Annotated in this window: 22 protein-coding genes; 16 read left to right on the forward strand and 6 right to left on the reverse strand. The window is 68.7% G+C overall.

The genetic code is table 11. The annotated features are described in order from the left end of the window. Positions 1 to 114: 114 nt before the first annotated feature. From sppA to ACX1DX_RS14655, 6 genes are all read left to right on the forward strand, one after another. Positions 115 to 1,791: a signal peptide peptidase SppA gene (gene sppA, locus ACX1DX_RS14630; RefSeq protein ID WP_459397170.1), complete on the forward strand. Its 1,677-nt coding sequence runs from the start codon at positions 115 to 117 to the stop codon at positions 1,789 to 1,791. A gap of 75 nt (positions 1,792 to 1,866) precedes the next feature. Next, entirely contained in the window at positions 1,867 to 3,567 is a 1,701-nt protein-coding gene (locus tag ACX1DX_RS14635; protein ID WP_459397171.1) for a VanW family protein, read from the forward strand. A 61-nt stretch (positions 3,568 to 3,628) separates the two neighbouring features. Then, positions 3,629 to 3,949: a ferredoxin gene (gene fdxA, locus ACX1DX_RS14640; RefSeq protein ID WP_182761993.1), complete on the forward strand. Its 321-nt coding sequence runs from the start codon at positions 3,629 to 3,631 to the stop codon at positions 3,947 to 3,949. Beyond that, positions 3,949 to 5,040 (forward strand): succinyldiaminopimelate transaminase, encoded by a 1,092-nt coding sequence (dapC, locus tag ACX1DX_RS14645; RefSeq protein WP_459397172.1) that lies wholly within the window; start codon positions 3,949 to 3,951, stop codon positions 5,038 to 5,040. Before fdxA ends, dapC begins: the two co-directional genes overlap by 1 nt. Positions 5,041 to 5,298: 258 nt before the next feature. Then, complete coding sequence (locus ACX1DX_RS14650) at positions 5,299 to 7,155, forward strand: ABC transporter transmembrane domain-containing protein (protein ID WP_459397173.1); 1,857 nt, start codon at positions 5,299 to 5,301, stop codon at positions 7,153 to 7,155. Further along, a complete protein-coding gene (locus tag ACX1DX_RS14655) occupies positions 7,148 to 9,070 on the forward strand; it encodes an ABC transporter ATP-binding protein (protein WP_459397174.1) in 1,923 nt (640 codons plus the stop codon). Before ACX1DX_RS14650 ends, ACX1DX_RS14655 begins: the two co-directional genes overlap by 8 nt. A 4-nt stretch (positions 9,071 to 9,074) precedes the next feature. Here the strand turns inward: ACX1DX_RS14655 and ACX1DX_RS14660 are convergent, their stop codons facing one another. Together ACX1DX_RS14660 and dapD are read right to left on the reverse strand one after the other, a co-directional pair. Next, positions 9,075 to 9,902, reverse strand: a complete 828-nt coding sequence (locus ACX1DX_RS14660; protein WP_459397175.1) for a hypothetical protein — start codon at positions 9,900 to 9,902, stop codon at positions 9,075 to 9,077. Continuing rightward, positions 9,902 to 10,837 carry a 2,3,4,5-tetrahydropyridine-2,6-dicarboxylate N-succinyltransferase gene (gene dapD, locus ACX1DX_RS14665; RefSeq protein WP_459397176.1) on the reverse strand — a complete coding sequence of 312 codons (936 nt, stop codon included), beginning with the start codon at positions 10,835 to 10,837 and terminating at the stop codon, positions 9,902 to 9,904. The genes ACX1DX_RS14660 and dapD overlap by 1 nt, the downstream gene beginning before the upstream one ends. A 106-nt stretch (positions 10,838 to 10,943) precedes the next feature. On the opposite strand from dapD, the gene trhO reads away from it, so the two are divergent. From trhO to ACX1DX_RS14690, 5 genes are all read left to right on the forward strand, one after another. Continuing rightward, the gene (gene trhO / locus ACX1DX_RS14670; RefSeq protein ID WP_459397177.1) at positions 10,944 to 11,837 is read left to right on the forward strand and encodes an oxygen-dependent tRNA uridine(34) hydroxylase TrhO; all 894 of its coding nucleotides are present in this window, start codon (positions 10,944 to 10,946) and stop codon (positions 11,835 to 11,837) included. 150 nt (positions 11,838 to 11,987) lie between these two features. Continuing rightward, the gene (gene dapE, locus ACX1DX_RS14675) at positions 11,988 to 13,064 is read left to right on the forward strand and encodes a succinyl-diaminopimelate desuccinylase (RefSeq protein WP_459397178.1); all 1,077 of its coding nucleotides are present in this window, start codon (positions 11,988 to 11,990) and stop codon (positions 13,062 to 13,064) included. Further along, a complete protein-coding gene (locus tag ACX1DX_RS14680; protein ID WP_459397179.1) occupies positions 13,061 to 13,825 on the forward strand; it encodes an LOG family protein in 765 nt (254 codons plus the stop codon). Before dapE ends, ACX1DX_RS14680 begins: the two co-directional genes overlap by 4 nt. Positions 13,826 to 13,828: 3 nt before the next feature. Continuing rightward, entirely contained in the window at positions 13,829 to 14,275 is a 447-nt protein-coding gene (locus tag ACX1DX_RS14685) for a hypothetical protein (RefSeq protein ID WP_459397180.1), read from the forward strand. A 45-nt stretch (positions 14,276 to 14,320) separates the two neighbouring features. Beyond that, positions 14,321 to 14,488, forward strand: a complete 168-nt coding sequence (locus ACX1DX_RS14690) for a DUF3117 domain-containing protein (protein ID WP_076059707.1) — start codon at positions 14,321 to 14,323, stop codon at positions 14,486 to 14,488. Between the two features lie 69 nt (positions 14,489 to 14,557). On the opposite strand, the gene glgA is transcribed toward ACX1DX_RS14690, so the two are convergent. Beyond that, positions 14,558 to 15,745: a glycogen synthase gene (glgA, locus tag ACX1DX_RS14695; protein ID WP_459398227.1), complete on the reverse strand. Its 1,188-nt coding sequence runs from the start codon at positions 15,743 to 15,745 to the stop codon at positions 14,558 to 14,560. A 108-nt stretch (positions 15,746 to 15,853) separates the two neighbouring features. Here glgA and glgC point away from each other — a divergent pair, with 108 nt between their 5' ends. Then, the gene (gene glgC / locus ACX1DX_RS14700) at positions 15,854 to 17,080 is read left to right on the forward strand and encodes a glucose-1-phosphate adenylyltransferase (RefSeq protein WP_182761965.1); all 1,227 of its coding nucleotides are present in this window, start codon (positions 15,854 to 15,856) and stop codon (positions 17,078 to 17,080) included. A gap of 60 nt (positions 17,081 to 17,140) precedes the next feature. On the opposite strand, the gene dapA is transcribed toward glgC, so the two are convergent. Continuing rightward, positions 17,141 to 18,046 carry a 4-hydroxy-tetrahydrodipicolinate synthase gene (dapA, locus tag ACX1DX_RS14705; protein WP_182761964.1) on the reverse strand — a complete coding sequence of 302 codons (906 nt, stop codon included), beginning with the start codon at positions 18,044 to 18,046 and terminating at the stop codon, positions 17,141 to 17,143. Between the two features lie 48 nt (positions 18,047 to 18,094). On the opposite strand from dapA, the gene ACX1DX_RS14710 reads away from it, so the two are divergent. The 4 genes from ACX1DX_RS14710 to ACX1DX_RS14725 all read left to right on the forward strand — a co-directional run bounded on the left by ACX1DX_RS14710 (position 18,095) and on the right by ACX1DX_RS14725 (position 21,426). Further along, a complete protein-coding gene (locus tag ACX1DX_RS14710; RefSeq protein WP_370585947.1) occupies positions 18,095 to 18,739 on the forward strand; it encodes an O-methyltransferase in 645 nt (214 codons plus the stop codon). Positions 18,740 to 18,956: 217 nt separating this feature from the next. Then, positions 18,957 to 19,535, forward strand: coding sequence for an RNA polymerase sigma factor SigE (gene sigE, locus ACX1DX_RS14715; protein WP_245244118.1), 579 nt, complete (start codon positions 18,957 to 18,959; stop codon positions 19,533 to 19,535). Beyond that, positions 19,536 to 20,957, forward strand: coding sequence for a zf-HC2 domain-containing protein (locus ACX1DX_RS14720; protein ID WP_182761958.1), 1,422 nt, complete (start codon positions 19,536 to 19,538; stop codon positions 20,955 to 20,957). 28 nt (positions 20,958 to 20,985) lie between these two features. Then, a complete protein-coding gene (locus tag ACX1DX_RS14725; RefSeq protein ID WP_182761956.1) occupies positions 20,986 to 21,426 on the forward strand; it encodes a sec-independent translocase in 441 nt (146 codons plus the stop codon). Here ACX1DX_RS14725 and cutA read toward each other — a convergent pair. Beyond that, positions 21,423 to 21,743, reverse strand: a complete 321-nt coding sequence (gene cutA, locus ACX1DX_RS14730) for a YqfO family protein (protein WP_459397181.1) — start codon at positions 21,741 to 21,743, stop codon at positions 21,423 to 21,425. The two genes, ACX1DX_RS14725 and cutA, sit on opposite strands and share 4 nt — an antisense overlap. Before the next feature lie 7 nt (positions 21,744 to 21,750). Further along, positions 21,751 to 22,920 carry an Mrp/NBP35 family ATP-binding protein gene (locus ACX1DX_RS14735; RefSeq protein WP_459397182.1) on the reverse strand — a complete coding sequence of 390 codons (1,170 nt, stop codon included), beginning with the start codon at positions 22,918 to 22,920 and terminating at the stop codon, positions 21,751 to 21,753. Positions 22,921 to 22,960 lie beyond the last annotated feature (40 nt).

A 22,960-nucleotide genomic window follows, 5' to 3' on the forward strand; every position in this document is an offset into this window, starting at 1 on the left:
GGGGTACGCGGCAGCCCCGTCCACGGAAGTGGGCGGGGCTGCTGCATTTCCGGTCGCGTCGTGGGCCTCGCCGGATCCACGGTTGCGGCTGGAGGTCGCACGTATCCTTGGCCCATGAGCCTCAAGGACGTGCTTGGCAAGATCGTCGGCGACAAGCCGGTGGTACTCGAACTGGACATGGCGCGGGGGGTGCTGGTCGCGAAGCCGACCAATCCGCTGCAGGCCATCCAACTGATCAACAGCCCCACCATCTCCGCCCTACGTGAACACCTCCACTCCGCGGCAGACGATGACCGCGTGCTGGGGCTGATCGTGCACGCCAACCCCACCCAACTCCAGCTCGCGAACCTCGAGGAGGTCGCGGGGCTGATCGAGAAGTTCGGGGAGAAGAAGAAGACGATGGCCTGGGCCGAGTCCTTCGGCGAGCTGGTGCAGGGCCTGGGCGGCTACCGCCTGGCCGCGGCCGCGCAGAAGGTCTGGGTGCAGCCCACCGGGATGCTCTCGATCGAGGGCGTGGAGTTGTCGATCACCCTGCTCAAGGGCCTCCTGAACAAGGTGGGCGTCGAGCCGCAGTTCGGCCAGCGCCACGAGTACAAGAGCGCCGCGAACACGTTCGTCGCCGACACGGTCACCGAACCGCACCGCGAGATGATGCAGCGCATCGGCCAGTCCATCGTCGACAGGGTGGTCGACGACGTCGCCCGGCTCCGTGGGCTCACCGCCGACACAGTGTGGGAGGCAGTGAACTCCTCGCCCGTCGAGCCACAGCGTGCCCTCACCCTCGGTCTCATCGACCACGTCGGGTACCGCGACGAGGCCTACGCCCACACCCTCAAGGAATGGGGTGCCGAGCCTGAGAACCTGCTGTTCGCCCACCGCTACACCTCGCGCGCCGCACTGATGAAGAAGCTGCGCCCCAAGCAGCCGAAGGTCGCCGTCGTCAGCCTCCGCGGCTCCATCGTCACCGGCCGTGGCGTCCGCTCTTCGATGGGCGGCGAACAGGCCGGGGCAGACGTCGTCGACGAGCACTTCCGGGCCGCGCTGCGCGACGACGAGGTGAAGGCCGTCGTCTTCGAGGTGGACTCGCCGGGTGGCTCAGCCGTCGCCTCAGACTTCATCCGGCGCTCGGTCCTGCGCCTGCGGGAGGCCGACAAGCCGGTCGTCGCCCACATGGGCGCGTATGCGGCCTCGGGCGGCTACTACGTGTCGATGCCGTGCAATGAGATCGTGGCGCAGTCGTCCACCTTGACGGGGTCCATCGGCGTACTTGCCGGCAAGATGGTGACCGAGAGGCTGTACGACAAGCTCGGCCTGGTCCGCGAGACCATCCCGGTCGGGGCAGCGGCCGGCACGTTCTCCAGCGCGCACGAGTTCTCGCAGGAGGACTGGGAGCGACTCGACCGCTGGTTGGACCGCATCTACCTGGACTTCACCACCTTCGCGGCGGCAGACCGCGGCATGGCCTACGACGACCTCGAGCGCCTGGCGCGGGGCCGTGTCTGGACGGGCGCCGACGCGAAGGAGCGTGGCCTGGTGGACCATCTCGGTGGGCAGCGGCTCGCCGTCGAACGTGCCTGCGACCTCGCCGGCCTCGATCCGGAGGCCGTGAAGATCAGCCACGTCGGCGACTCCGGCATCTTCGACCTCATCAAGCCGGCCACCTCCTCGGAAGCCGTCGCAGGGGGAGCGAGTCTGGCAGGGCCGGAGCAGATGCTTGTCTCCTTGGCCGGCAGTCTCGGCATCCGTAGTCAGGGTGCACTCAGCATGCCCTGGAACCTGCGGATCTCGTGACGTTGTTTTGGGAGCGGTTGACCTTTAAACGTACGATGGACCCGCTTGTACCGCCGCGGTACACGAGGGGTGGACGTGAGTAGAGCCAGCAAGATTGTCATCGGTTGCATCATCGGGGTACTGATCCTCGTGGGCGGCGCCTATGTGGCTGCCTACTTCGTGGCGGGCAACCAGGTGCCGGCGCAGGCCGCCGTCGACGGCGTGCCCATCGGCGGGATGTCACCCGAGCAGGCCCGGGCGAAGCTCGAGACCGAGATCGCGCCCAAGCTCACGCAACCGGTCACCCTCAGCGCGGGCAGCGTGTCGACGGAGATCGTCCCCTCGGAGGCCGGGCTGGGCTTCGACTACGAGGCCACCGTCCAAGCGGCCGGAGGCGGCCACAGCTGGAACCCGGGGGACATCTACGAGACCCTCACCGGCGGCAGTGAGGTCGCCGTGCAGCGGACCGTGGACGAGGCCGCGCTCCGCTCGGCGATCGAGGCCAAGGCGCCTGAGTTCGCCGTCGAGGGCGTCGACGCCACCGTCGCATTCGACGGGGGCAAGATCGTGCGCACTCCTGCCACGGACGCGCAGGCCATGGACGTCGACGCCACCGTGGAGACCGCCCGTGCCGCGTTCGAAGAGGGCAAGGGCAACGTGGCGGTCACCCTCGTCAACACCCCCGCGAAGGTCACCGACGCCATGGTCGACGACGTGGTGAAGAACTTCGCGGAGCCGCTCATCAGCGGACCGGTCATCCTCACCCACGGGGACGTGCAGATGGAGATCGCCCCCGGCTCGCTGGCGGAGGCCGCGACGCTCGAGGTGCAGGACGACGAGATCGTGGGCACCCTCGACACTGCGACATTGTTCGAACAGACCGCTGAGGCGCGGCGTGCGTTGAAGCTCACCGAGGCCCAGGACGCCACCTTCACGTTCGAGGGCGGCAAGGTCGTCGTCGTGCCCGCCGTCACCGGCCAGGAGCTCACGGAAGAGGCCTTCGCGGCCGCCGTCGAGAAGGCCGCCACGGCCACCGGTGAGGCCCGCACGGTGCCCGTCGAGGTGGAAACGGTCGAGCCCGAGTACCCGACGGCGAAGGCCACTGCACTCGGTGCGTTCACCGTGATCGGCGAATTCACCACCACCTACCCCCACGCCGCCTACCGCAACAACAACCTGGGACAGGCCGCCAAGAGCGTCAACGGCACCGTGCTGATGCCGGGCGAGACCTTCTCGCTCAACGACACCCTGGGCGAGCGGACGACGGCCAACGGCTACGTGGACGGCTACGTGATCAACAAGGGTCGCCTGGTCAAGGAATCCGGCGGCGGCATCTCGCAGGCCGCCACGACCCTCTTCAACGCCGGCTTCTTCGCCGGGTTCAAGGACGTCGAGCACAAGCCACACAGCCTCTACTTCGACCGCTACCCGGCCGGCCGCGAGGCCACGGTCTACTACGGCTCCCTGGACATGCGTTTCCAGAACAACACTGAGTTCCCGGCGATCATCCAGGGCTACATCAGCCCCTCCTCGTCGTCGAAGCGCGGCTCGATCACCTTCAAGATCTGGTCCAAGCCCACCTGGGACAAGGTCACCTCCACAGAGCTGACGAAGTCCGGCTTCTACACCGGCAAGGAACGCACCGTCACGGGGGACCCGGCCTGTGAGCCGCAGGCGCCCATCCAGGGCTTCACCGTCAACTGGGAACGCCTTTTCCACAAGGACGGCAAGGTTGTCAAGAGGGAGCCCTACAGCTGGAAGTACAGCGCGGGCGATCGCATCATCTGCCAGCCCTGACGGGTGGGCCCTCCAGCCAGGTAGCGCTAAGCTGGGGGACGCCCGCTTGTGAGGAGAAACTGTGACGTACATCATCGGACTGCCGTGTGTTGATGTGAAGGACCGCGCCTGCGTTGAAGAGTGCCCCGTCGACTGCATCTACGAGGGCAACCGGATGCTCTACATCCACCCCGAGGAGTGTGTCGACTGTGGCGCCTGCGAACCGGTGTGCCCCGTCGAGGCCATCTACTACGAAGATGACGTGCCGGAGGAGCAGGCGGAGTTCTACGACGTCAACGTCCAGTTCTTCGACGAGATCGGCTCACCCGGTGGCGCCGCCAAGCTCGGCACCATCGACAAGGACCACCCGGTAGTTGAGGCGCTGCCCCCGCAGGGCAACTGATGGGCCTGGGGGCCCGGCTGCCGGATTTCCCCTGGGACACGCTGGCTGACGCGAAGCGCGTCGCCAGCGCCCACCCGGGCGGCCTGGTCGACCTGTCGGTCGGCACGCCCGTAGACAACACCCCGCAGCTCGCCATCGATGCGCTGGCTGCGGCTGGCGACGCCCACGGCTACCCGACGGTGTGGGGCACGGCGGAGACCCGCTCGGCCATCCGCGCCTACCTCGAGCGGCGCTGGGCCTCCGTCCCACTCCTCGACGAGGGCATCCTGCCCGTCGTCGGCACCAAGGAACTCGTCGCCTGGCTGCCCCTCCTCCTGGGGCTGGGGCCGTCAGACGCCGTGGTTTTCCCGGAATGCGCCTATCCGACGTACGAAGTGGGTGCGCTGGTAGCGAACGCCCAGCCGGTGCCGCTGGACGATCCGGCGGCCGTGCCGGCCAACGCACGCGTGATCTGGATCAATTCACCGGCCAACCCGACGGGCCGCATCCTGTCGCTCGAGGAACTCCGGGCCTTCGTCGCCGCGGCCCGCAGGGTGGGCGCCGTGCTCGCCAGCGACGAGTGCTACGGCGAGTTCGCCTGGGACGCAGAGGCCGTCTCGGTGCTCGACCCGCGGGTCAACGACGGAGACCTCACCGGCCTCCTGGCCGTCCACTCCGTCTCCAAACGCTCCAACGCAGCCGGTTACCGCGGCGGTTTCGTCGCGGGCGATCCGGCCGTGCTCCAGCCGCTCATCGGCGTGCGCAAGCACCTCGGCATGATGGTGCCGGCCCCCATCCAGGCCGCGATGGCCGCGATGCTGGGGGACCAGGGCCACGTTGAGGAACAGCGCCGGCGATACCTGGCGCGCAGGGCCGTGTTGAAGCCCGCGCTCGAGGCGGCCGGCTTCCGCATCGACCACTCCGAAGGCTCGCTGTACCTGTGGGCAACCCGCGGCGAGAACTGCCGCGACACCATCAACTGGCTGGCCGAACGCGGCATCCTCGCAGCCCCCGGAGACTTCTACGGCACCGCCGCGGCCCAGCACGTCCGCGTCGCGCTGACAGCCACGGATGAGCGGATCCTCGCTGCCGCGGAGCGTCTGAGCGCCTGAGCGAAAAGCCCCTGGCCCCTTCCCGGCGTGATGTCCGTGGCGGGTTGACAGAGTCTCAGACCGGCGCGTAGCGTTACCGGCGACGTCGATAGGAGGTGCCGCAATGTTGAACACAACCGCGCTGGCAGCGTTCGTCGCGCTCCTCGGCCGTCCGCGCGCTGCTGCCGCCTGAGCCACCACTGCGCCCTCTGACGCCCCTGCGTCCACCCCTCCTTTCGGATCATCTTTCTGCGTCGCCTGACGCGTCAAGGAACACCCATGCTCTCGCCCCATCGCGGCCGTTACGACTTCCCTCCGCCCATTTCCGCCGGCGACGCGCCTGACACCCGCTCGCCCAGCCGTTTCCTCTTCTGGCTCATCCGCTCCTTCGGCTGGGTCGTGCCCGCCATGACATTGGCGGCCTCGTCCTGGATGGTACCGGGCGCGCTCACCCCGTGGCTGTTGGGGCGGGCCATCGACGCGGGCGTCCTGCGTCAGGACCTCCCCGCGACGATCGGCTGGGTGGCGCTGCTGCTGGGCGTCATCGCCTTCGGCGTCGTGGGCGGCATCCTGTTCCACACCTACGCGGTGCGGATGTGGCTGCTCGGCATCTACGGCACGCAGCGCCGCGTCTCGCGGAAGGCCGTGCGGCTGGGGCACGTCCTCAACCGCCGAGTCCCGACGGGTGAGGTGCTGAGCGTCGCCTCGTCTGACAGCAACCAGTTCGGCGCCACCGTCGAGGCCTTCGGCGGTGCGCTGGCCGCGCTCATCAGCTTCCTCGTGGCCACGGCACTCATGCTCATCACGTCGGTTCCGCTGGGCCTGCTCGTGCTCGTGGCCACGCCGCTGCTGCTGGCGGCCTCCACCCCGGTGCTGCGTCCGCTGACCGCCGCGCAGGCTGCCGAGCGGACCGAGAACTCCACGCTGACCTCCATGGCCACGGACATCGCCACCGGGCTGCGCATCCTGCGCGGCATCGGCGGCGAGAAGACGTTCGCGGACAACTACGCCCGCCAGTCGCAGAAGGTTCGTGGGCTCGGCGTGCGGCTCGGCACCTGGCAGGCGGTCGTCGAGGCCATCAGCGTGCTCCTGTCCGGCCTGCTGCTCGTGGCGCTGGTCTACCTCGGCTCCCGCCAACTCATCGAGGGCACGCTCAGCGTAGGCCAGTTGATCAGCTTCTTCGGCTACGCCGTCTTCCTGATGACTCCCATGCAGATGGCCTTCGACTTCGCCCAGAAGTGGGTGCAGGGCCTGGTCAGCGCGCAGAAGACCGGCGCGCTGCTGGGCACCGACGTGCCCTGGCGCGACGGGGACAGCCGCCTCGGCAGCAACCCCGTCCTCCACGACGAGGCCTCGGGCGTCACGGTCGAACCCGGCCGGATGCTGGGCATCGTGTCCGCAGATCCGGACGACTCCGCCGCCCTGGCCGACCGCCTGGGCCGTTACCTCCCTGACGAGGTGAAGGAGGAGGACGACGACGAGGGACTCTCCGGCCGTGCGCTGCGCCGCGCCCGCCGGGAGCGGTTCGAGGCCCGGCGCCGTCAGGCCGCCGTCGACGCCACCGTCGCCCAGCAACCCTGGGGGGTGACGGCCGACGGCGTCGACTACCGCGACCTCAGCGTGGCCGACCTGCGACGCCGGATCGTCGTGTCCCACACCGGGGCCGGCCTCTTCGCGGGAACGCTGCAGACCGCCGTCGACCCGTGGGGCACGCATTCCAGGGAGGCCGCGGATGCGGCGCTGGTGGCGGCCTCGGCCGAGGACATCTTCGAGTCGTTGCCTGGCGGATGGCAGGGGCGCATCGACGAGAAGGGCCGCGGTCTGTCGGGCGGGCAGCGACAGCGGCTCGTTCTGGCGCGGGCGCTGCTCCTGGACCCGGACGTGCTGGTGCTGGTGGAGCCCACATCGGCCGTCGACGCCCATACCGAAGCACGCATCGCCGAGCGGTTGGCGGAGCTGCGTCGTGGCCGCACCACGGTCGTGGTGACGGCCTCGCCGCTGATGCTGCGCCACGCCGACGAAGTCGCCGTGCTGGTCGACGGGCGCGAGGTCGCCCGCGGCAGCCATGACGACCTGCATGACAACACCCACTACCGCCGCATCATCGCGCGCGGCATGGAGGACAACCATGAGTGAACTACTTCCGGGCTCGGCCCGCACCTGGCGCGCTGAGGCGCCGGGGCCGCGCGTCCCGCCGGAGATGCATCCCCCGCGGGGCGTCGGGCCGCGGCGTCGCCTGCAGGCGCTGGTCACCCGGCACCACGCCCGCACCGCGACCGCGCGGGCGGTGTACCTCGACTCGCGCGCCCCGGCGCACGGCTTCCCGGTGGCCTCCTCGAAGGTCGCCTTCGGCTTCATCGGCGACCTCATGCGGAACCGCCGAGCCCTCCTCGGCTGGGCGATCGCCGGCAACCTGGCTGCGGCCGGGGCGGGGCTGATCGCCCCGTACCTGCTCGGCGTCCTGATGGACCGCGTCACCGGCGGACGGCTGAGCCTCGAGGGACTCACCTTGCTGGTGATGATCGTGGCCGGCGTGGTGGTGCTGCAGTCGCTGTTCACCTTCGTGGCGCGTCGCGTCTCCGCGGTGCTCGGCTATGACCTGCTCGCCGCCGCCCGCGAAGAGGTGGTGCGGATCGTGCTGCGCCTGCCGCTGAGCCATGTTGAGTCGTCCGGCTCGGGGGACCTGCTGACCCGCATCACCTCCGACGTCGCGAAGATGGGAGTCGCGGCCCGCTGGGCCGTCCCCACCCTCATCGTGTCGGTGGTGCTCATCGGCGCCACCCTGATCGCGATGCTGCTGAACTCGTGGCTGCTCACGCTGCCCATGCTCGTGACGGCCCTGATCATGTGGTTCGGCGGGCGCTACTACCTCGCGCGGGCGCCAGCGGGCTACATCGCTGAATCCCGGTCGTACTCGGTCATCAACACCACGACCACCGAGACGGTGGAGAGCGCGCGCACCGTCGAGGCCCTCGGCCTGGGCGACCTGCGGGTGGGCCAGCTCGATGAGGACACCGAGGCGTCGGCCCAGGTGGAGCGCTACACGATGACGCTGCGCAACATCCTCTTCGGGATGGTGGACGTCTCGTTCCAGCTGCCGCTGGTGGGCATCGTGCTGCTCGGCACCTGGGGTTACACGTCGGGGTGGGTGACGATCGGCCAGATCACCACCGCAGCCCTGTACGTGTCGCAGTTGCAGGGGCCGCTCGACCGCGTCATCGCGGTGCTGGACCACCTGCAACTGGGGCTGGTCTCCACCGCCAGGCTGATCGGTGTCGCGCAGGTGGACGATGACCGCACCCCAGGCAACGCGGTGCCCGATGGCGTCAAGCTCACCGGCTCCGAACTGCGCTTCGGGTACCGGCCGGACGTGGACGTGCTGCACGGCGTCGACGTCGACCTGGCGCCGGGGGAGCGGCTCGCCGTGGTGGGGCCCTCTGGCTCCGGCAAGTCGACGCTGGCCCGGCTCGTGGCCGGCGTCAACCGGCCGCGCGAGGGTGGGGTCACCGTCGGTGGTGTCGACGTGATGGACCTGCCGCTGGACCGCCTCCGCACGGAGGTGGCGCTGGTAACGCAGGAGCACCACGTGTTCGTCGGGTCGGTGCGCGACAACATCGTGCTGGCCCGCGAGACCACGGCCTCGGACACCGAGGTGGAGGAGGCGCTGCGGGCGGTCGACGCCTGGGGCTGGGTGTCGCGGCTGCCGGGAGGCATCAACGCGCAACTCGGGCACGGCAAGAACAACCTGACCCCCGCCCAGGCTCAGCAGGTTGCGCTCGCGCGGCTGATCGTCGCGGACCCGCACACGCTGGTGCTCGACGAGGCGACCTCGCTGATCGACCCGTCGTCGGCCCGCCACCTGGAGGACTCGATGTCGGCGCTGCTCGACGGCCGTGCGGTGATCGCGATCGCGCATCGGCTGCACACGGCGCACGACGCCGACCGCATCGCGGTGGTGGACAACGGGCGCATCGTGGAACTCGGCTCGCACGACGAACTGATGGGCCTCGACGGCCAGTACGCCCACCTGTGGCGGACCTGGCGCAGCTGAGGGGTCACCCGGCGAGGGTGACCGTCACGGTGAGCTCGGGGCCGGGGGTCTGCAGGGTTTCCCACTGCCGGCTCGCGGCCCGCCATTGCCGGTCTCCCAGCGCCACGCCGGTGACGGCGGCGTCGTAGGAGTTGGCCACGGCATGTTGGGCCGCGGCCCACGCGGTTGTCCCGTCCGTGGCCGTGATGCTCAGGCCGTCGTCGGTCTCCTCGACGGTGAGCGCAGACCCGAAGGCCTCCAACACCCTGTCGAGACCCTCGCGCGCGGGGCTGGGGTCCGGCTCGAAGCTGATGCAGCCCAGCGACGCCGGCACGGAGCCGCGCAGCGCCCCCACGACGGCCTTCGAGTTCTCGACGTGCTTGCGGTACGCGTCGGGATGGCCGCTGCGCTGCACCTTCTGGGCGATGTCGTTGACGTCGGTGGTGTCCCAGTTGGTGAACTTCACCAGCTCCTCGTAGAAGCGGGCCGATGAGTACCACGGGTCCATGATCTGCTCCTCCGTGCCCCACCCGAAGGAGGGGCGCTGCTGGAACAGGCCGAGGGAGTCGCGGTCGCCGTAATCGAGGTTGCGCAACCCTGATTCCTGGTAGGCGGTGGCGATGGCGATCACCGCGGCCTGCTCGGGCAGGTCACGCTCCACCGAGGCTGCCACGATGATCGAGGCGTTGCGTGCCTGGGCCGGGGACAGCGTGAGCGAGCCGTCGGCCACCTGCACGTGGCAGACCTCCGGGGTGATCCGCTTCTGGAGGTAGCGGAAGCCCATCCACCCGGCCAGGGCGAGGCCACCGACCACGAGGATCGTGACGAGCGCCACGATCAGTGGTCGCCTCATCAGTCGTTGGCGTGGAGGACCGAGTTCAGCTCGACCTTCTGGGCCCGGCGGTGGCGGGCGATCACCTTACCCTGCACCGAGTCGCGGAGGAACAGCAGGTCGTTCTGGCCGCTGAGTTCGCGGGCCTTCACCACGGCGCCGTCGTCGAGCGTGACCTTGGTGCCGGCGGTGATGTACAGGCCGGCCTCCACCACGCAGTCGTCACCCAGGGAGATGCCCACACCGGAGTTCGCGCCCAGCAGGCACCGCTCGCCGAGCCGGATGACCTCCTGGCCACCGCCCGAGAGGGTGCCCATGATCGACGCGCCGCCACCGACGTCGGTGCCGTCGGCCACCACGACACCGGAAGAGATGCGTCCCTCGACCATGGAGGTGCCGAGCGTGCCGGCGTTGAAGTTCACGAAGCCCTCGTGCATCACGGTGGTGCCCTCGGCCAGGTGGGCGCCGAGGCGGACGCGGTCTGCGTCTGCGATCCGCACTCCGCTGGGGACGATGTAGTCCACCATGCGGGGGAACTTGTCGATGCCATAGACCGTCAGCTGCTCACCGCGGGCCCGCAGCAGCACCCGCACGCGGGCGACGTCGCCCACGCGCACGGGGCCCATCGTCGTCCAGGCGTTGTTGGGCAGCACGCCGAAGATCCCGTTCAGGTTGACCTGGTGCGGCTGCACCAGGCGGGCGCTCAGGAGGTGGAGGCGCAGGTAGGCGTCCTCCACCGTCTCCGGCGCCTCGTCCAGGTTGATGCTGGTGCGCACCACCTTGGTCTCCACCTGACGGATCTCGTCGACGAACTGGGCATCTGCCAGCAACGAGTTGGGCTCGTCGGTGTGGTCCGAGCCGAGCTTGGGCTCCGGGTACCAGGCGTCGAGGACGGCGCCGGTGGTGTGGACGCTGGCCAGGCCCCAGGCCCAGGCGGTGCGGGTCTCATTGGTCATGCGCGCCAGTCTATCGGCGTGCCGGAGCGACCGGTGTCGGCGAGGAGGTGTCGTCGATGCCGCTCCTTGGGGATCGGCCCCGTGTCGCGTCGGTACACTCCCAGCCATGTCCGTGCCGAAGATCCTCCTGTTCTACCGGTTCGTGCCGCTGACCGACCCCGAGGCCGTGAAGCTGTGGCAGCTCGAGCTGTGTACCCGCCTGGGGCTGCGTGGCCGCATCATCGTGTCGCCGCACGGCATCAACGGCACGCTCGGCGGGGAACTCGACGCCTGCAAGGCCTATCTGCGCGCGACGAAGCAGTTCGCGCCGTTCAGAGAACTCGACGAGAAGTGGTCGGCCGGCACCGGCGTCGATGACGCGGGCGCCTCGCTCGACTTCCCGCGGCTGTCGGTCAAGACCCGCCCGGAGCTGGTCGCCTTCGGCGTACCCGACCTCGAGGTCACCACCGACGGTGTGGTCGGTGGGGGAGTGCGGCTGACGCCCGAGGAGGTGGACGCTCTGGCGGCGGACCGACCGGACGTCGTCTTCTTCGATGGTCGCAACAGGATCGAAGCGGAGGTGGGCCGGTTCGACGGCGCCGTCGTCCCCGACGTGGTGAGCACGCCCGATTTCGTGGCCGAACTCGACTCAGGCAAGTACGACCACCTCAAGGGCCGCCCCGTCGTCACCTACTGCACCGGCGGGGTCCGCTGCGAGATCCTCAGCGCCTTGATGAAGGACCGGGGTTTCGAGGAGGTCTACCAGCTCGACGGCGGCATCGTGCGCTACCTGGAGCGGTTCGGGGCGTCGTCGCGGTGGAAGGGTGCGCTCACCGTCTTCGACGCGAGGGAGACCGTGGCGCCCGAAGGAGCCGAGCCCATCGGCGCGTGCCACAGGTGCGGTACGGCCACCTCGCAGCTGGTGAACTGCGCCGACCTGGCGTGCCGCGTCCGGCTGGTCACCTGCCTTGACTGCGCGGCGCAGCCGGTGGGTTGTTTCGCCCATCCCACCGCTGCCTGACCCAAATCTAGATTCGGGGTTCTGGACCACACCACATCTGGATCCGACGCCCGGCGCCAATCGCCCCGAATCCAGATTCGGGGCCGTGCATGACACCAAATCTAGATTTGGTTCTTCGGGTGGGTGAGCAGAGTGGATAGTCTCGTCACCATGGTTTCTGATCTGGCCCGATTGCTGCAGGAGATCATGGACGTCGAGTCCGTGTCGGGGAACGAACGCGAACTCGCAGACCTCGTCGAGCGCCGCCTCGGGCGGTTGCCGCATCTGACGGTCTTCCGCGACGACGACTGTGTCGTCGCACGCACCACCCTCGGCCGGGCCGAGCGGGTGGTCGTGGCCGGTCACCTCGACACGGTGCCGGTGGCGGGGAACCTGCCGTCGCGGCGGATCGAACACGCCGACGGCGACCGCATCTGGGGCAGGGGTGCCTGCGACATGAAGGGCGGCGTCGCCGTCATGCTGCACCTCGCGGAAACCCTGACCGCGCCCAACCGCGACATCACGTGGATCTTCTACGACCATGAAGAGGTGGAGGCCACCCGCAACGGGCTCGGCCGCTTGGCGCGTAACCGGCCTGACCTCATCGAGGGGGACTTTGCCATCCTGATGGAACCCACCTCAGCCCACATCGAGGGAGGCTGCCAGGGCACCATCCGCGTCGAACTGTCGACGACGGGCACCGCCGCCCACAGCGCGAGGTCCTGGATGGGCCACAATGCCATCCACGATCTGGCCCCCGCCCTGCAGACGCTGGCCGAGTACCGGGGCGAGGAGATCGAGGTGGAGGGGCTCGTCTACCGCGAAGGACTCAACGCCGTGGCCGTCTCCGGTGGCATGGCCTCCAACGTCATCCCGCCCCGGGCCACCCTCACGATCAACTACCGTTACGCGCCGGACAAGTCGGGCGACGAGGCGCTCGCGCTGCTGGGGCGGTGGTTCACCGGGTACGAGATGAAAGTCACCGACCTGTCACCCGCCGCCCGCCCCGGGCTCACCCTGCCGCTCGCGCGTGAATTCGTCGACGCCATCGGCGAGCCTGCGGGCCCCAAGTACGGCTGGACGGACGTCGCCCGCTTCAGCGCCCTCGGCGTACCCGCCGTGAACTACGGCCCAGGGGATCCGGCCTACGCGCACCGCGACGACGAGTTCTGCCCCGTGTCCGACCTGGAGAAATGTGCCGCGGGGCTCACCCGCTGGCTCACCGCCGCTGAGGAGACCCGCTCATGACCGAACCCCGCCCCCAGGACCTTGAGCCCGGACGCCGTCGGCGCCAGGGCCCCGTCGTGTTGCGCGGCCAGGAGCTCAACCAGCCCATGGCCGACAGCGCGCTGCTGGAGAAGGAGGACAAGCAGGGGTGGACCCACTGGGACCCGTGGCGGGTGCTGCGGATCCAGTCGGAGTTCGTCGACGGCTTCGACGCCCTCGCCAAGCTTCCCCCCGCCGTCAGCATCTTCGGGTCCGCGCGCACCAAGCCCGGTTCGCCCATGTACGAAGCCGGCGAGGAACTCGGCAGGAGACTCGTGGAGAAGGGCTTCGCCATCATCACGGGCGGTGGCCCGGGCATCATGGAGGCCGGCAACAAGGGCGCCATGGACGCCGACGGCTGTTCCGTGGGGCTCGGCATCGAGCTGCCGCATGAACAGGGCCTCAACGACTACATCACGCTCGGGATCAACTTCCGCTACTTCTTCGTCCGCAAGACGATGTTCCTCAAGTACAGCCAGGGCTTCATCACCATGCCGGGTGGCTTCGGCACCCTCGACGAACTGTTTGAGGCGCTCACCCTCATCCAGACCGGCAAAGTGACGCACTTCCCGATGATCCTGTTCGGCACCGAGTACTGGTCGCCGCTGATCGACTGGGTGCGCGGCACCGTGCTGGGCGGCGGCTACATCTCCGACGGCGACCTTGACCTGGTCACGCTCACCGACGATGTCGACGAGGCGGTCGAGGCGATGGGGGAGCCCGGGCAGTTCGGTACTGTTTAGCACATGTGGATCGCCATCTCCGTGGTAGCCCTCGCCGTGCTGGGGGCCGCCGTCTATGCCGGATCGGGCACGTTGGGCGCCATGCCGCAGGAAGCGGTCAACGACAGGCCGAAGGGCAACGTCCCGGAAGGCGCTGTCACCCCGGAATTCCTGGAGGTGCTGCGGGTGCCCAGGGCCTTCACCGGCTACCGCCCGGAGCAGGTGGACCCCTATCTCGCCGCCATCGCATCAGGCCAGGCTGCACCGGCCGGCACGCAGTCGTTCGATGTCGTCAGGCGCGGTTACGACATGCAGGTGGTCGACGAGCTGATCGAGCGTCCCCGCCCCTCCCAACTCCCGGAATTGGCCGACGACAGCGTCGCGGAAGACGACCAGGCGGCGTTCCGGCCGCCCACTGCAGAGCCGGCTTTGGTGGCCCAACCGGGCACGAACTTGCCGGATGCGGAATAATGGGCCGCAACGCAGTTCGTCTAGTCACAAGAATGAGGGTTGCAGATGGCAGCGATGAAGCCCCGCACCGGCGACGGTCCGATGGAAGTCACGAAGGAAGGCCGCGGCATCGTCATGCGCGTCCCCGTTGACGGAGGTGGGCGTCTGGTCGTTGAGATGAACGCTCAGGAAGCCACCTCGCTGCTCGATGCACTCAAGGGTGTCGTCGGCTGAGTTCCCGCCGAAACATGACAAGGGCCGCCCCTCGGGGCGGCCCTTGCAGGTTGGTGCAACCGTGCTCCCTCAGCGGGAGCGATGCGCCTCGATCGCCTTCTGGTAGACGTCCACGGTCTCCCGGGCGATCTTCGCCCAGGAGAATTCGTCGATGCAGCGCTGCCGGCCGGCCTTGCCGAACCGCTCCGCCAGGGCCCCGTCGCGGGTGACGCGGTTGATGGACTCGGCGAAGCCCGCCTCGAAGTCGGCGACGTAGTGGGGGTCGTCGGCCTGAGCGGGGTCGTAGGCGACCAGCAGGCCGGTCTCGCCGTCGACGACGACCTCGGGGATGCCGCCCACGGCACTGGCCACGACGGGGGTCCCGCAGGCCATCGCCTCGAGGTTGACGATGCCGAGCGGCTCGTAGATGGACGGGCACGCGAACACCGTCGCGTTGGTCAGCACCTGGCGCACAGCGGCGCGGGGGAGCATCTCCTGGACCCAGATGACTGGCGCGGTGCGCTGCTTCTGGAGCTCGACGAACGCCGCGTCGAACTCGGCGGCGATCTCCGGGGTGTCGGGGGCGCCGGCCAGCAGCACCACCTGGGTGTCCGGGTCGAACTGCGTGGCCGCGCGGACCAGGTGCACCAGGCCCTTCTGCCGGGTGATGCGACCCACGAACGCGACGGACGGGCGGTCCAGGTCGACGCCGAGCTCGCGCAGGACCGTCGTGTCGTGGTCCGGCCTGAACTCGTCGGTGTCGATGCCGTTCTTCACGACGTGCGTCTTGGCGGGGTCAAGGTTCGGGTAGGACTCGAGCACGTCGCGTCGCATGCCGACGCTGACGGAGATGACCGCGTCGGCGGCCTCGTAGGCGGTCTTCTCGGCCCACGACGAGACGCGGTAGCCGCCCGCCAGCTGCTCGGCCTTCCAGGGACGGTGGGGCTCGAGCGAGTGGGACGTGACCACGTGGGGGATGTCGCGCATCAGCGCGGCCAGGTGACCGCCCATGTTCGCGTACCAGGTGTGGGAATGGACGATGTCCACGTCACCCACCGCGGCGGCCATCGACAGGTCCGCCCCGAGCACCCTCAGCGCCGCGTTCGCGTCCGGCGGAAAAGTCTCGGCGTGGGCTGTGGCGCCGTCGCGTGGCTCGCCCATGCAATGGACTTCCACGTCGATGAGGGCGCGAAGTTGGGGCACGAGTTGAGCGACATGAACCCCCGCTCCGCCGTAGATCGACGGGGGGTACTCCCGGGTCAGCAGGGACAGCTTCATCGTCATGCGAACATCGTTGCATATCGTTTCTGTCTCAGTGCCCGAGACAGGAGGCTCAAATTCATCGAAACGAACGCACATGGGCCGGAAAGGCAATAGGTTCAGGGCATGGTCGCACGCCCCAGAGTCTTGTCAATCGTTCTTGCTGGTGGTGAGGGGAAGCGGCTCATGCCGTTGACGGCCGATCGGGCCAAACCCGCGGTGCCCTTCGGCGGCACCTACCGCCTCATCGATTTCGTGCTGTCGAACCTCGCGAACTCGGGCCTACGGCAGATCGCGGTGCTCACTCAGTACAAGTCCCACTCCCTGGACCGCCACATCGCCAAGACGTGGCGGTTTTCGACCATGTTGGGCAACTACGTCGCCCCTGTCCCGGCGCAGCAGCGGCTGGGGCCCCGGTGGTACCAGGGCTCCGCAGACGCCATCTACCAGTCGCTGAACCTGATCCTCGACGCGGACGCCGACTACATCGTGGTCTTCGGCGCCGACAACATCTACCGCATGGACATCGAGCAGATGCTCGACGCGCACATCGACTCCGGCCTCGGTGCCACCGTCGCCGGCATCCGCGTGCCGCGGAAGGAAGCCTCCGCCTTCGGCATCATCGACGCGGCGGCGGACAACCGCATCAAGAACTTCCTGGAGAAGCCGGCAGACCCGCCCGGCCTACCGGATTCGCCGCACGAATCATTCGCGTCGATGGGCAACTACGTGTTCTCCACCAAGGCCCTCATCGAGGCGCTGAAGGCGGACGCCGAGGATCCGACGGCCCGCCACGACATGGGCGGTGACATCATCCCGTGGTTCACCGAGCAGGGCGAGGCCCAGGTGTACGACTTCAAGGACAACATCGTCCCCGGAGCCACGGAGAAGGACGTCAACTACTGGCGTGACGTGGGCACCATCGATGCCTTCCACGAAGCGCACATGGATCTCGTCAGCGTCGACCCGGAGTTCAACCTGTACAACGAGGACTGGCCCATCTGGACGGACCTGGTGCAGGCCCCGGGCGCCAAGTTCGTCATCCGCGGCCGCGCCGAGGACTCCATCGTGACACCGGGTTGCATCATCTCCGGCGGCGAGGTGGAGCGCACGGTGCTGAGCCCCAACGTCCGCGTCGACAAGTGGGCGCAGGTCTCGGATTCGGTGTTGATGGAGAACGTGCGGATCGGCCGCGACGCGGTGGTGCGCCGCGCCATCCTCGACAAGAACGTGGTCGTCCCCGACGGCGTGCAGATCGGCGTGGATCCCCAGCACGACAAGGCCCGCGGCTTCGACGTCTCCGCAGCCGGCGTCGTGACCATCGGTAAGAACGTCACCATTCCCCGCGACTGACCCCACACATGCGGATCGGGCCCGGCATAGCGCGGGCCCAATTCTCTGTGTCGGTGGGGATCAGGCTGCGAAGCCCAGGTTCTCCAACAGGCCGACGTAGGCCTCAGCCACACCGTCCGCGACGCGCCCCATCGGCGCCCGGCACGGGCCGACGTCGAAGCCCCGCAGGCCGAGGCCGGCCTTGACCATCATGCAGCCCTGCGTCGCGAAGACGCCCTGGAAGGCGGGCAGCACGTGCTGGTTCGCGGCGATGGCCTCGGCCACGCGACCGGCCAGGAAGTGCTCGATGATCTCGCGGGCCGCAGGGGCCGTGAAGTGGGTGGAGGTGCCCACGACGCCGACGCCGCCGACAGCCAGCAGCGGTAGCAGGTATGCGTCGTCACCCGCGTAGTACGCCAGGTTGGTGCGGGACAGGACGGTCGAGGTCGACACGATGTTGGCCTTGGCGTCCTTGACCGCCCGGATCCGGGGGTGGCCGTCCAGACGGATCAGCATGTCTTCGGGAATGGGGATGCCTGAGCGGTGGGGGATGTCGTAGAGCATCACGGGAAGGTCAGTGGAATCGGCAACGGTGACGAAGTGCGCCTCCAGCGCATCAGCCGGCGGGCGGGAATAGTAGGGGGTGACGACGAGCAGCCCGTCGGCGCCCATCGACGCGGCCTGCTGCGCCAGGTCGACGGTGTGCGCGGTGCTGAAGGTGCCGACGCCGGCCACGATGCTGGCGCGGTCACCGACGGCGGTGACGACCGCGTCGAGGATCTGGCGCTTCTCCACGTCTGACGTGGTCGGCGACTCGCCGGTGGTGCCGTTCACGACGAGACCGTCGTGGCCCAGATCGTCCACCAGATGAGCGGCCAAGCGCGCGCACTGCGCATAATCGACCTCCCGACCATCGGGGGTCATGGGCGTCACCATTGCGGTGAGAACGCGGCCGAACACCGGCATCATGTCGTCGTCTGGACTCATGCGCCACATCTTAGGTCAAGACGCGCCGTGCCTTAGTAGGCTGTGGCCGTGAGCACTCCTGTCGAGAACCCCACCGCAGCCAGCTGGACCTTTGCGGAGGACCATGTGTCGCCGTCCGAAGCCGTCGCCGAGGCGCGTGATGAAGCAACCGTGTCCGGCCTCACGCCGGTGACCACGGGAGAGATCGCCCTCCTGAAGGTGCTGACGCGGGCCATCGGGGCTGGCCACGTCGTCGAGATCGGCACGATGATGGGCGCCACCGGGCTGACGTTCCTCGAGGGCATGGGCTCCGACGGCATCCTGACGTCGATCGACGCGGAGGCGGACAACCAGATTCCCGCCCGCGAGTTCTTCCTGAAGTCGGGATTCCCGACGTCGCGGTTCCGCCTGATCGCCGGCTCGCCCATCGAGGTCATGCCGAAGCTGCGCGACGGCGCCTACGACATCGTCTACATCTCCGGCGACAAGCTGGAATACGTCGAGTACGTCGCCGGTGCGCTGCGCCTGCTCCGCCACGGTGGGCTGTTGATCGTGCGGGACGTGCTGTGGCACAACAAGGTCGCCGATCATTCGGACGAGTCCGACGAGGTCATCATCATCCGTGAAGCCCTCGAGGCGATCACCCAGTCGGAGTCCTACACCCAGGCGCTTCTTCCGGTGGGCAACGGCCTCCTGGTGGCGGTCAAGGACTGAGCCGCCGCCGTTGCCGCCGCCCCGGGGCGCAGGCTGTCTCTCCGGCCGTCACCGCTGTCTCCGCCGCGCACGGGGCGGCGAGGACAACCCACCGTCCCGCCTCGCCCGGCGTTCAGCCCACAGGGAACTTTTCGGGCGCGCGGCGCGTTATACAGGGAGAGTCACAGCTTGTTCACAGGTTGCTCTGGCAATGTATCCGGGTATGGAGAGGCCCCCTATGTTCCGAGGAAGCAAGACGGCTAAGGCCGTCGCGCATACTTGGGTCGCGCCTACCTGGCAGGAACTGGTCCGCGACCATTCCGCCCAGGTGTATCGCCTCGCCTACCGCCTCACCGGCAATCAGCACGACGCGGAAGACCTTACCCAGGACGTGTTCGTGCGCGTGTTCAAGTCGATCCACAATTTCCAGCCCGGGACTCTCGAGGGCTGGCTGCACCGAATCACGACAAACCTCTTCCTCGACCAGGTCCGCCGCAAGCAGCGCATCCGCTTGGACGCCCTGTCGGTGGCCCCAGACCATGTCTGGGGCGAAAGCACTGGCCCCGAGGAACTGCACGACGACGCCGAGCTTGACGCCGACGTCTCCGCCGCCTTGCGCGCGCTCAGCCCTGAGCAGCGCGTCGCGGTGGTCCTGTGCGACATTGAGGGGCTGAGCTACGAAGAGATCGCCAAGGTTCTCGACGTGAAGCTCGGCACGGTGCGTTCCCGGATCGCCCGCGGCAGGGCAGCACTGCGCGAAGCCCTCGCGCACCGTGCGCCCACCGGGGGACGAACGCGCTATGCCGGAGTGTCCTGAATGGCCAAAGGCCCCTGCGAGAAATTCCACCCAGATCTGTCGGCCTATGCCGACGGGACTCTGCCGCCCAAACGCTGGGAGCAGGTGACCTACCACCTGGCGGGCTGTGACAGCTGCTGCGAGGAGGTCCGGGGCATCAGCGACGTGTGCTCGAAGCTGAGCACCTACCGTTCCACCGGCACCCCGGATTCGCTGGCCGCCCGGCTCGAGAACATCGCCGGCGAACACGCCGCCACCCCCCTCTACATGGCTCACGGAGCCGGGGACCTGCCCTCCCAACGCCGGCGCAGGGCCCAGTTCGCCTACCAGGGCGGCGTCGCGCTGCTCGCCGTCATGGTGTCCGCCGTCGTGATCGCGGTGCTTGTTGCGCCCACCCCGGTCAAGGTGTCGGATCCGGTCAAGGCCGCGCGGGAGCAGTACTCCCGGTCGCTGACCGCCATTAGCGTCAACGAAGCCGTGGGTGCCATGCTGCTCGCCAACGAGCGCGGCGCTGACTTCGGTGCCCCGGAGAGCTACGTGCCGCTCACCTCGGAGACTGAATCGCTGCCCATCACCCGTGAACTGGCCGCCAACCTCCTGCGGCGCGCCGCCGACGCTGATTACAGCCTCACCGGCACGCAGCGGGTGTGGGCCAGCGACGGCGAAGGCCGCTACCGCACCGCAGACGTGCGCACCACGAAGATGGCCGGCTTCGGCGCCCAACTGGAAGTACTCGACGTGCGCGGCGACCTGTTCGGCTCGGCCTTCCTGCCGGAGGTCGGCACCAGCCCCGTCGAGGCGCCCTGGGGGTGGGAATACTCCCGCAGCGGCACCACTGAGCAGGTGGCGGGCCGCGACGCAGTGCGCATCCAGGCCAACTCCGGCGAACTTCCGGCTGCCAGGTGGTGGGTCGACGCCGCCACCGGAATCATGCTCTGGGCCGAACGCTACGACGCCCTCGGCCGGGTCAACCTGGCCGTCGGTTACAAGCAACTCTCCCTGGACGACGCCTCGTTCGAGCCGGACGACTCGGCCCAGCTGATCTCGCTCCAGCCCGCCTCCTCCTCTGAGGCGGACGACTGGTGCGTCGGCCTGGACGCCTGCCCCCGCGAAGTGGGTGGCATGTCCCTGGTGGCGTACTCGTCGTCGGAGAAGGACGAGTCGCCGTCGATGAGCCTGGTCTACTCGGATGGCTATCACACCGCCGTCGTCGACTGGACCACCGGCGTGCTCGGCGACGGAGCCCTCACCGAGAGTGACCGCGCGGCGGACATGACGGTGGAGGTCTGGCAGGCGGGCGACGGGGTGCTTTCGGTGGCCTGCGACTGCGCGCCGGCCATGATCAAGGCCATCGCCGGAGAGCTCCCAGAACCCGAGGCCTACCGGGAGACGATCGCCGAGAAGATCGCCGGCGGGCTCGTTCGCATGACCAGGGTGCGCTGATCCGGCCGCGGCCGGGTAGCCTATAGCCGTGTTTGGCATCAGTGCGACGGATCTCGTCATCATCCTCGTGCTGGCCGTGCTCATGTTCGGCCCCGAGAAGCTCCCCGAGTATTCGCGCAAGGCGGCGCGGCTCTTCGTCTTCTTCCGCGATGTGGCGAACAACGCCAAGACCACGCTGGCAACCGAACTGGGCCCCGAGTACGCAGACCTGGAGCTGCGTGACCTGCACCCGAAGGCCTTCATCGCCAAGCAGTTGCGCGAGGAGGTGGCCCTCATCGAAGACGCCAAGCGCGAACTGCTCGAGGCACAGGACACGCTGAAGTCGACAGCCACAGAGGTGAAGAGCGCGGCGAACGTGAATGCGCTGAAGAACGCCGCGGCGGACGGGTCGGCGCTGGACGAGCCTCCTGCGGACGCCCTGGCACTCGCCGGCCCCGTCGCCTCACCCTTCGATCCCGAGGCGACCTAGATCAGGTCGGGATCCAGCGCCTGGTAGGCATGCCAGGCCGGCACTTCGTAGGGATGTGCAGCCAGCATGGCGTCGATGGCCGCTCTCGCGTGCTCGCGCGTGCAGACGGCCTCGATCCGGACCTCCTCCACCACGGTGAGCTCACCGCTGGTGCCGATGAACGGGTCTGCCGCGTCGCTGGGGCGGAAACGTCCCTCGCCCGGGGAACTGAAGCTGCAGGCGGAGTACTCACCGAGCTGTCCCGCCCCGCCCCCCGTCAGCGCGGAGCGCACGGCGTCGGCGTGGGAGAGCGGGGCGAAACAGACGATGACGATCATTGCTGCCTCAGGCGTTGGTGGACAGCGGGAGCCGGTGCCCGAGGAGCCCGCGCTTGGTGGCGGCGATCTGGTTGGCCAGGTCGATGATGGCGGTGGCAGACGGGTGCTCCGGGTGGCTCTCCACGATGGGCAGGCCGCGGTCTCCCCCGGCGAGCAACTGCTCGTCGAACGGGATCTGGGCGAGCATGGGCACGTCGTAGACGACGCGGTCCGTGAGGGCCTCGGCAACGAGCGTGCCGCCGCCGGAGCCGAACAGCTCGATCCGATGGGTCTCGGTGCAGTGGGGGCAGGTGGTCTCGAGCCAGCTCATGTTCTCCACGACACCGATCACGCGCTGCTCGAGGATGTGCGCCATGGTGCCGGCGCGTTCGGCGACCTCTGAGGCAGCCGACTGCGGGGTGGTCACCACGAGCACCTCGGAGCTGGGGATCTTCTGGCCCAGCGACATGGCGACGTCGCCGGTGCCGGGCGGCAGGTCGAGGAGCAGGTAGTCGAGGTCGCCCCAGTACACGTCCGCCAGCAGCTGGGTGAGCGCCCGGTCCAGGATGGGCCCGCGCCAGGCGACCACCTGGTCACGCGAGGGCTTCAGCATGCCCACGGAGATCACCTTGAGACCACCGATGGCGGGCACCGGCATGATCATGTCGTCCACGACGGTGGGGCGCGCGTCGCCCAGCCCCAGGAGGTCCGGGATGGAGTGGCCGTAGATGTCCGCGTCGAGGATGCCGACGGAGCGGCCCTGCCTGGCCAGCGCCAGGCCGAGGTTGACCGTGACCGACGACTTGCCGACGCCGCCCTTGCCGGAGGCCACGGCGATGACGCGGGTGAGGTTGCCGGGCTCGGCGAACTGGATCTTCCGCTCGGCGGCGCCGCCGCGCAGCATCGAGCGCATCGCCTGGCGCTGCTCGTCGTTCATCACGCCGAGTTCGACGTTGACGGCGGAGACGCCCTCGACGGCCTCGACCGCCTTCGTGACCCGGCCGGTGATCTCGCTGCGCATGGGGCAGCCGGAGACCGTCAGTAGGACGCGGACGAACACGGTGCCGTCGTCGCTCGCCTGGATGTCGTCGACCATGCCCAGGTCGGTGATGGGGCGCCGGATCTCGGGATCCTCCACGGTGTGGAGTGCGGCGCGGACGTGCGGGAGCAGCGGGTGTTCAGTCACGGTGTCCTTCATATCTGGAGGTGCTTGTGCCCTCCACGGTACCCGGGGTGTA

This window comes from Tessaracoccus zhenghani, from assembly GCF_054552775.1.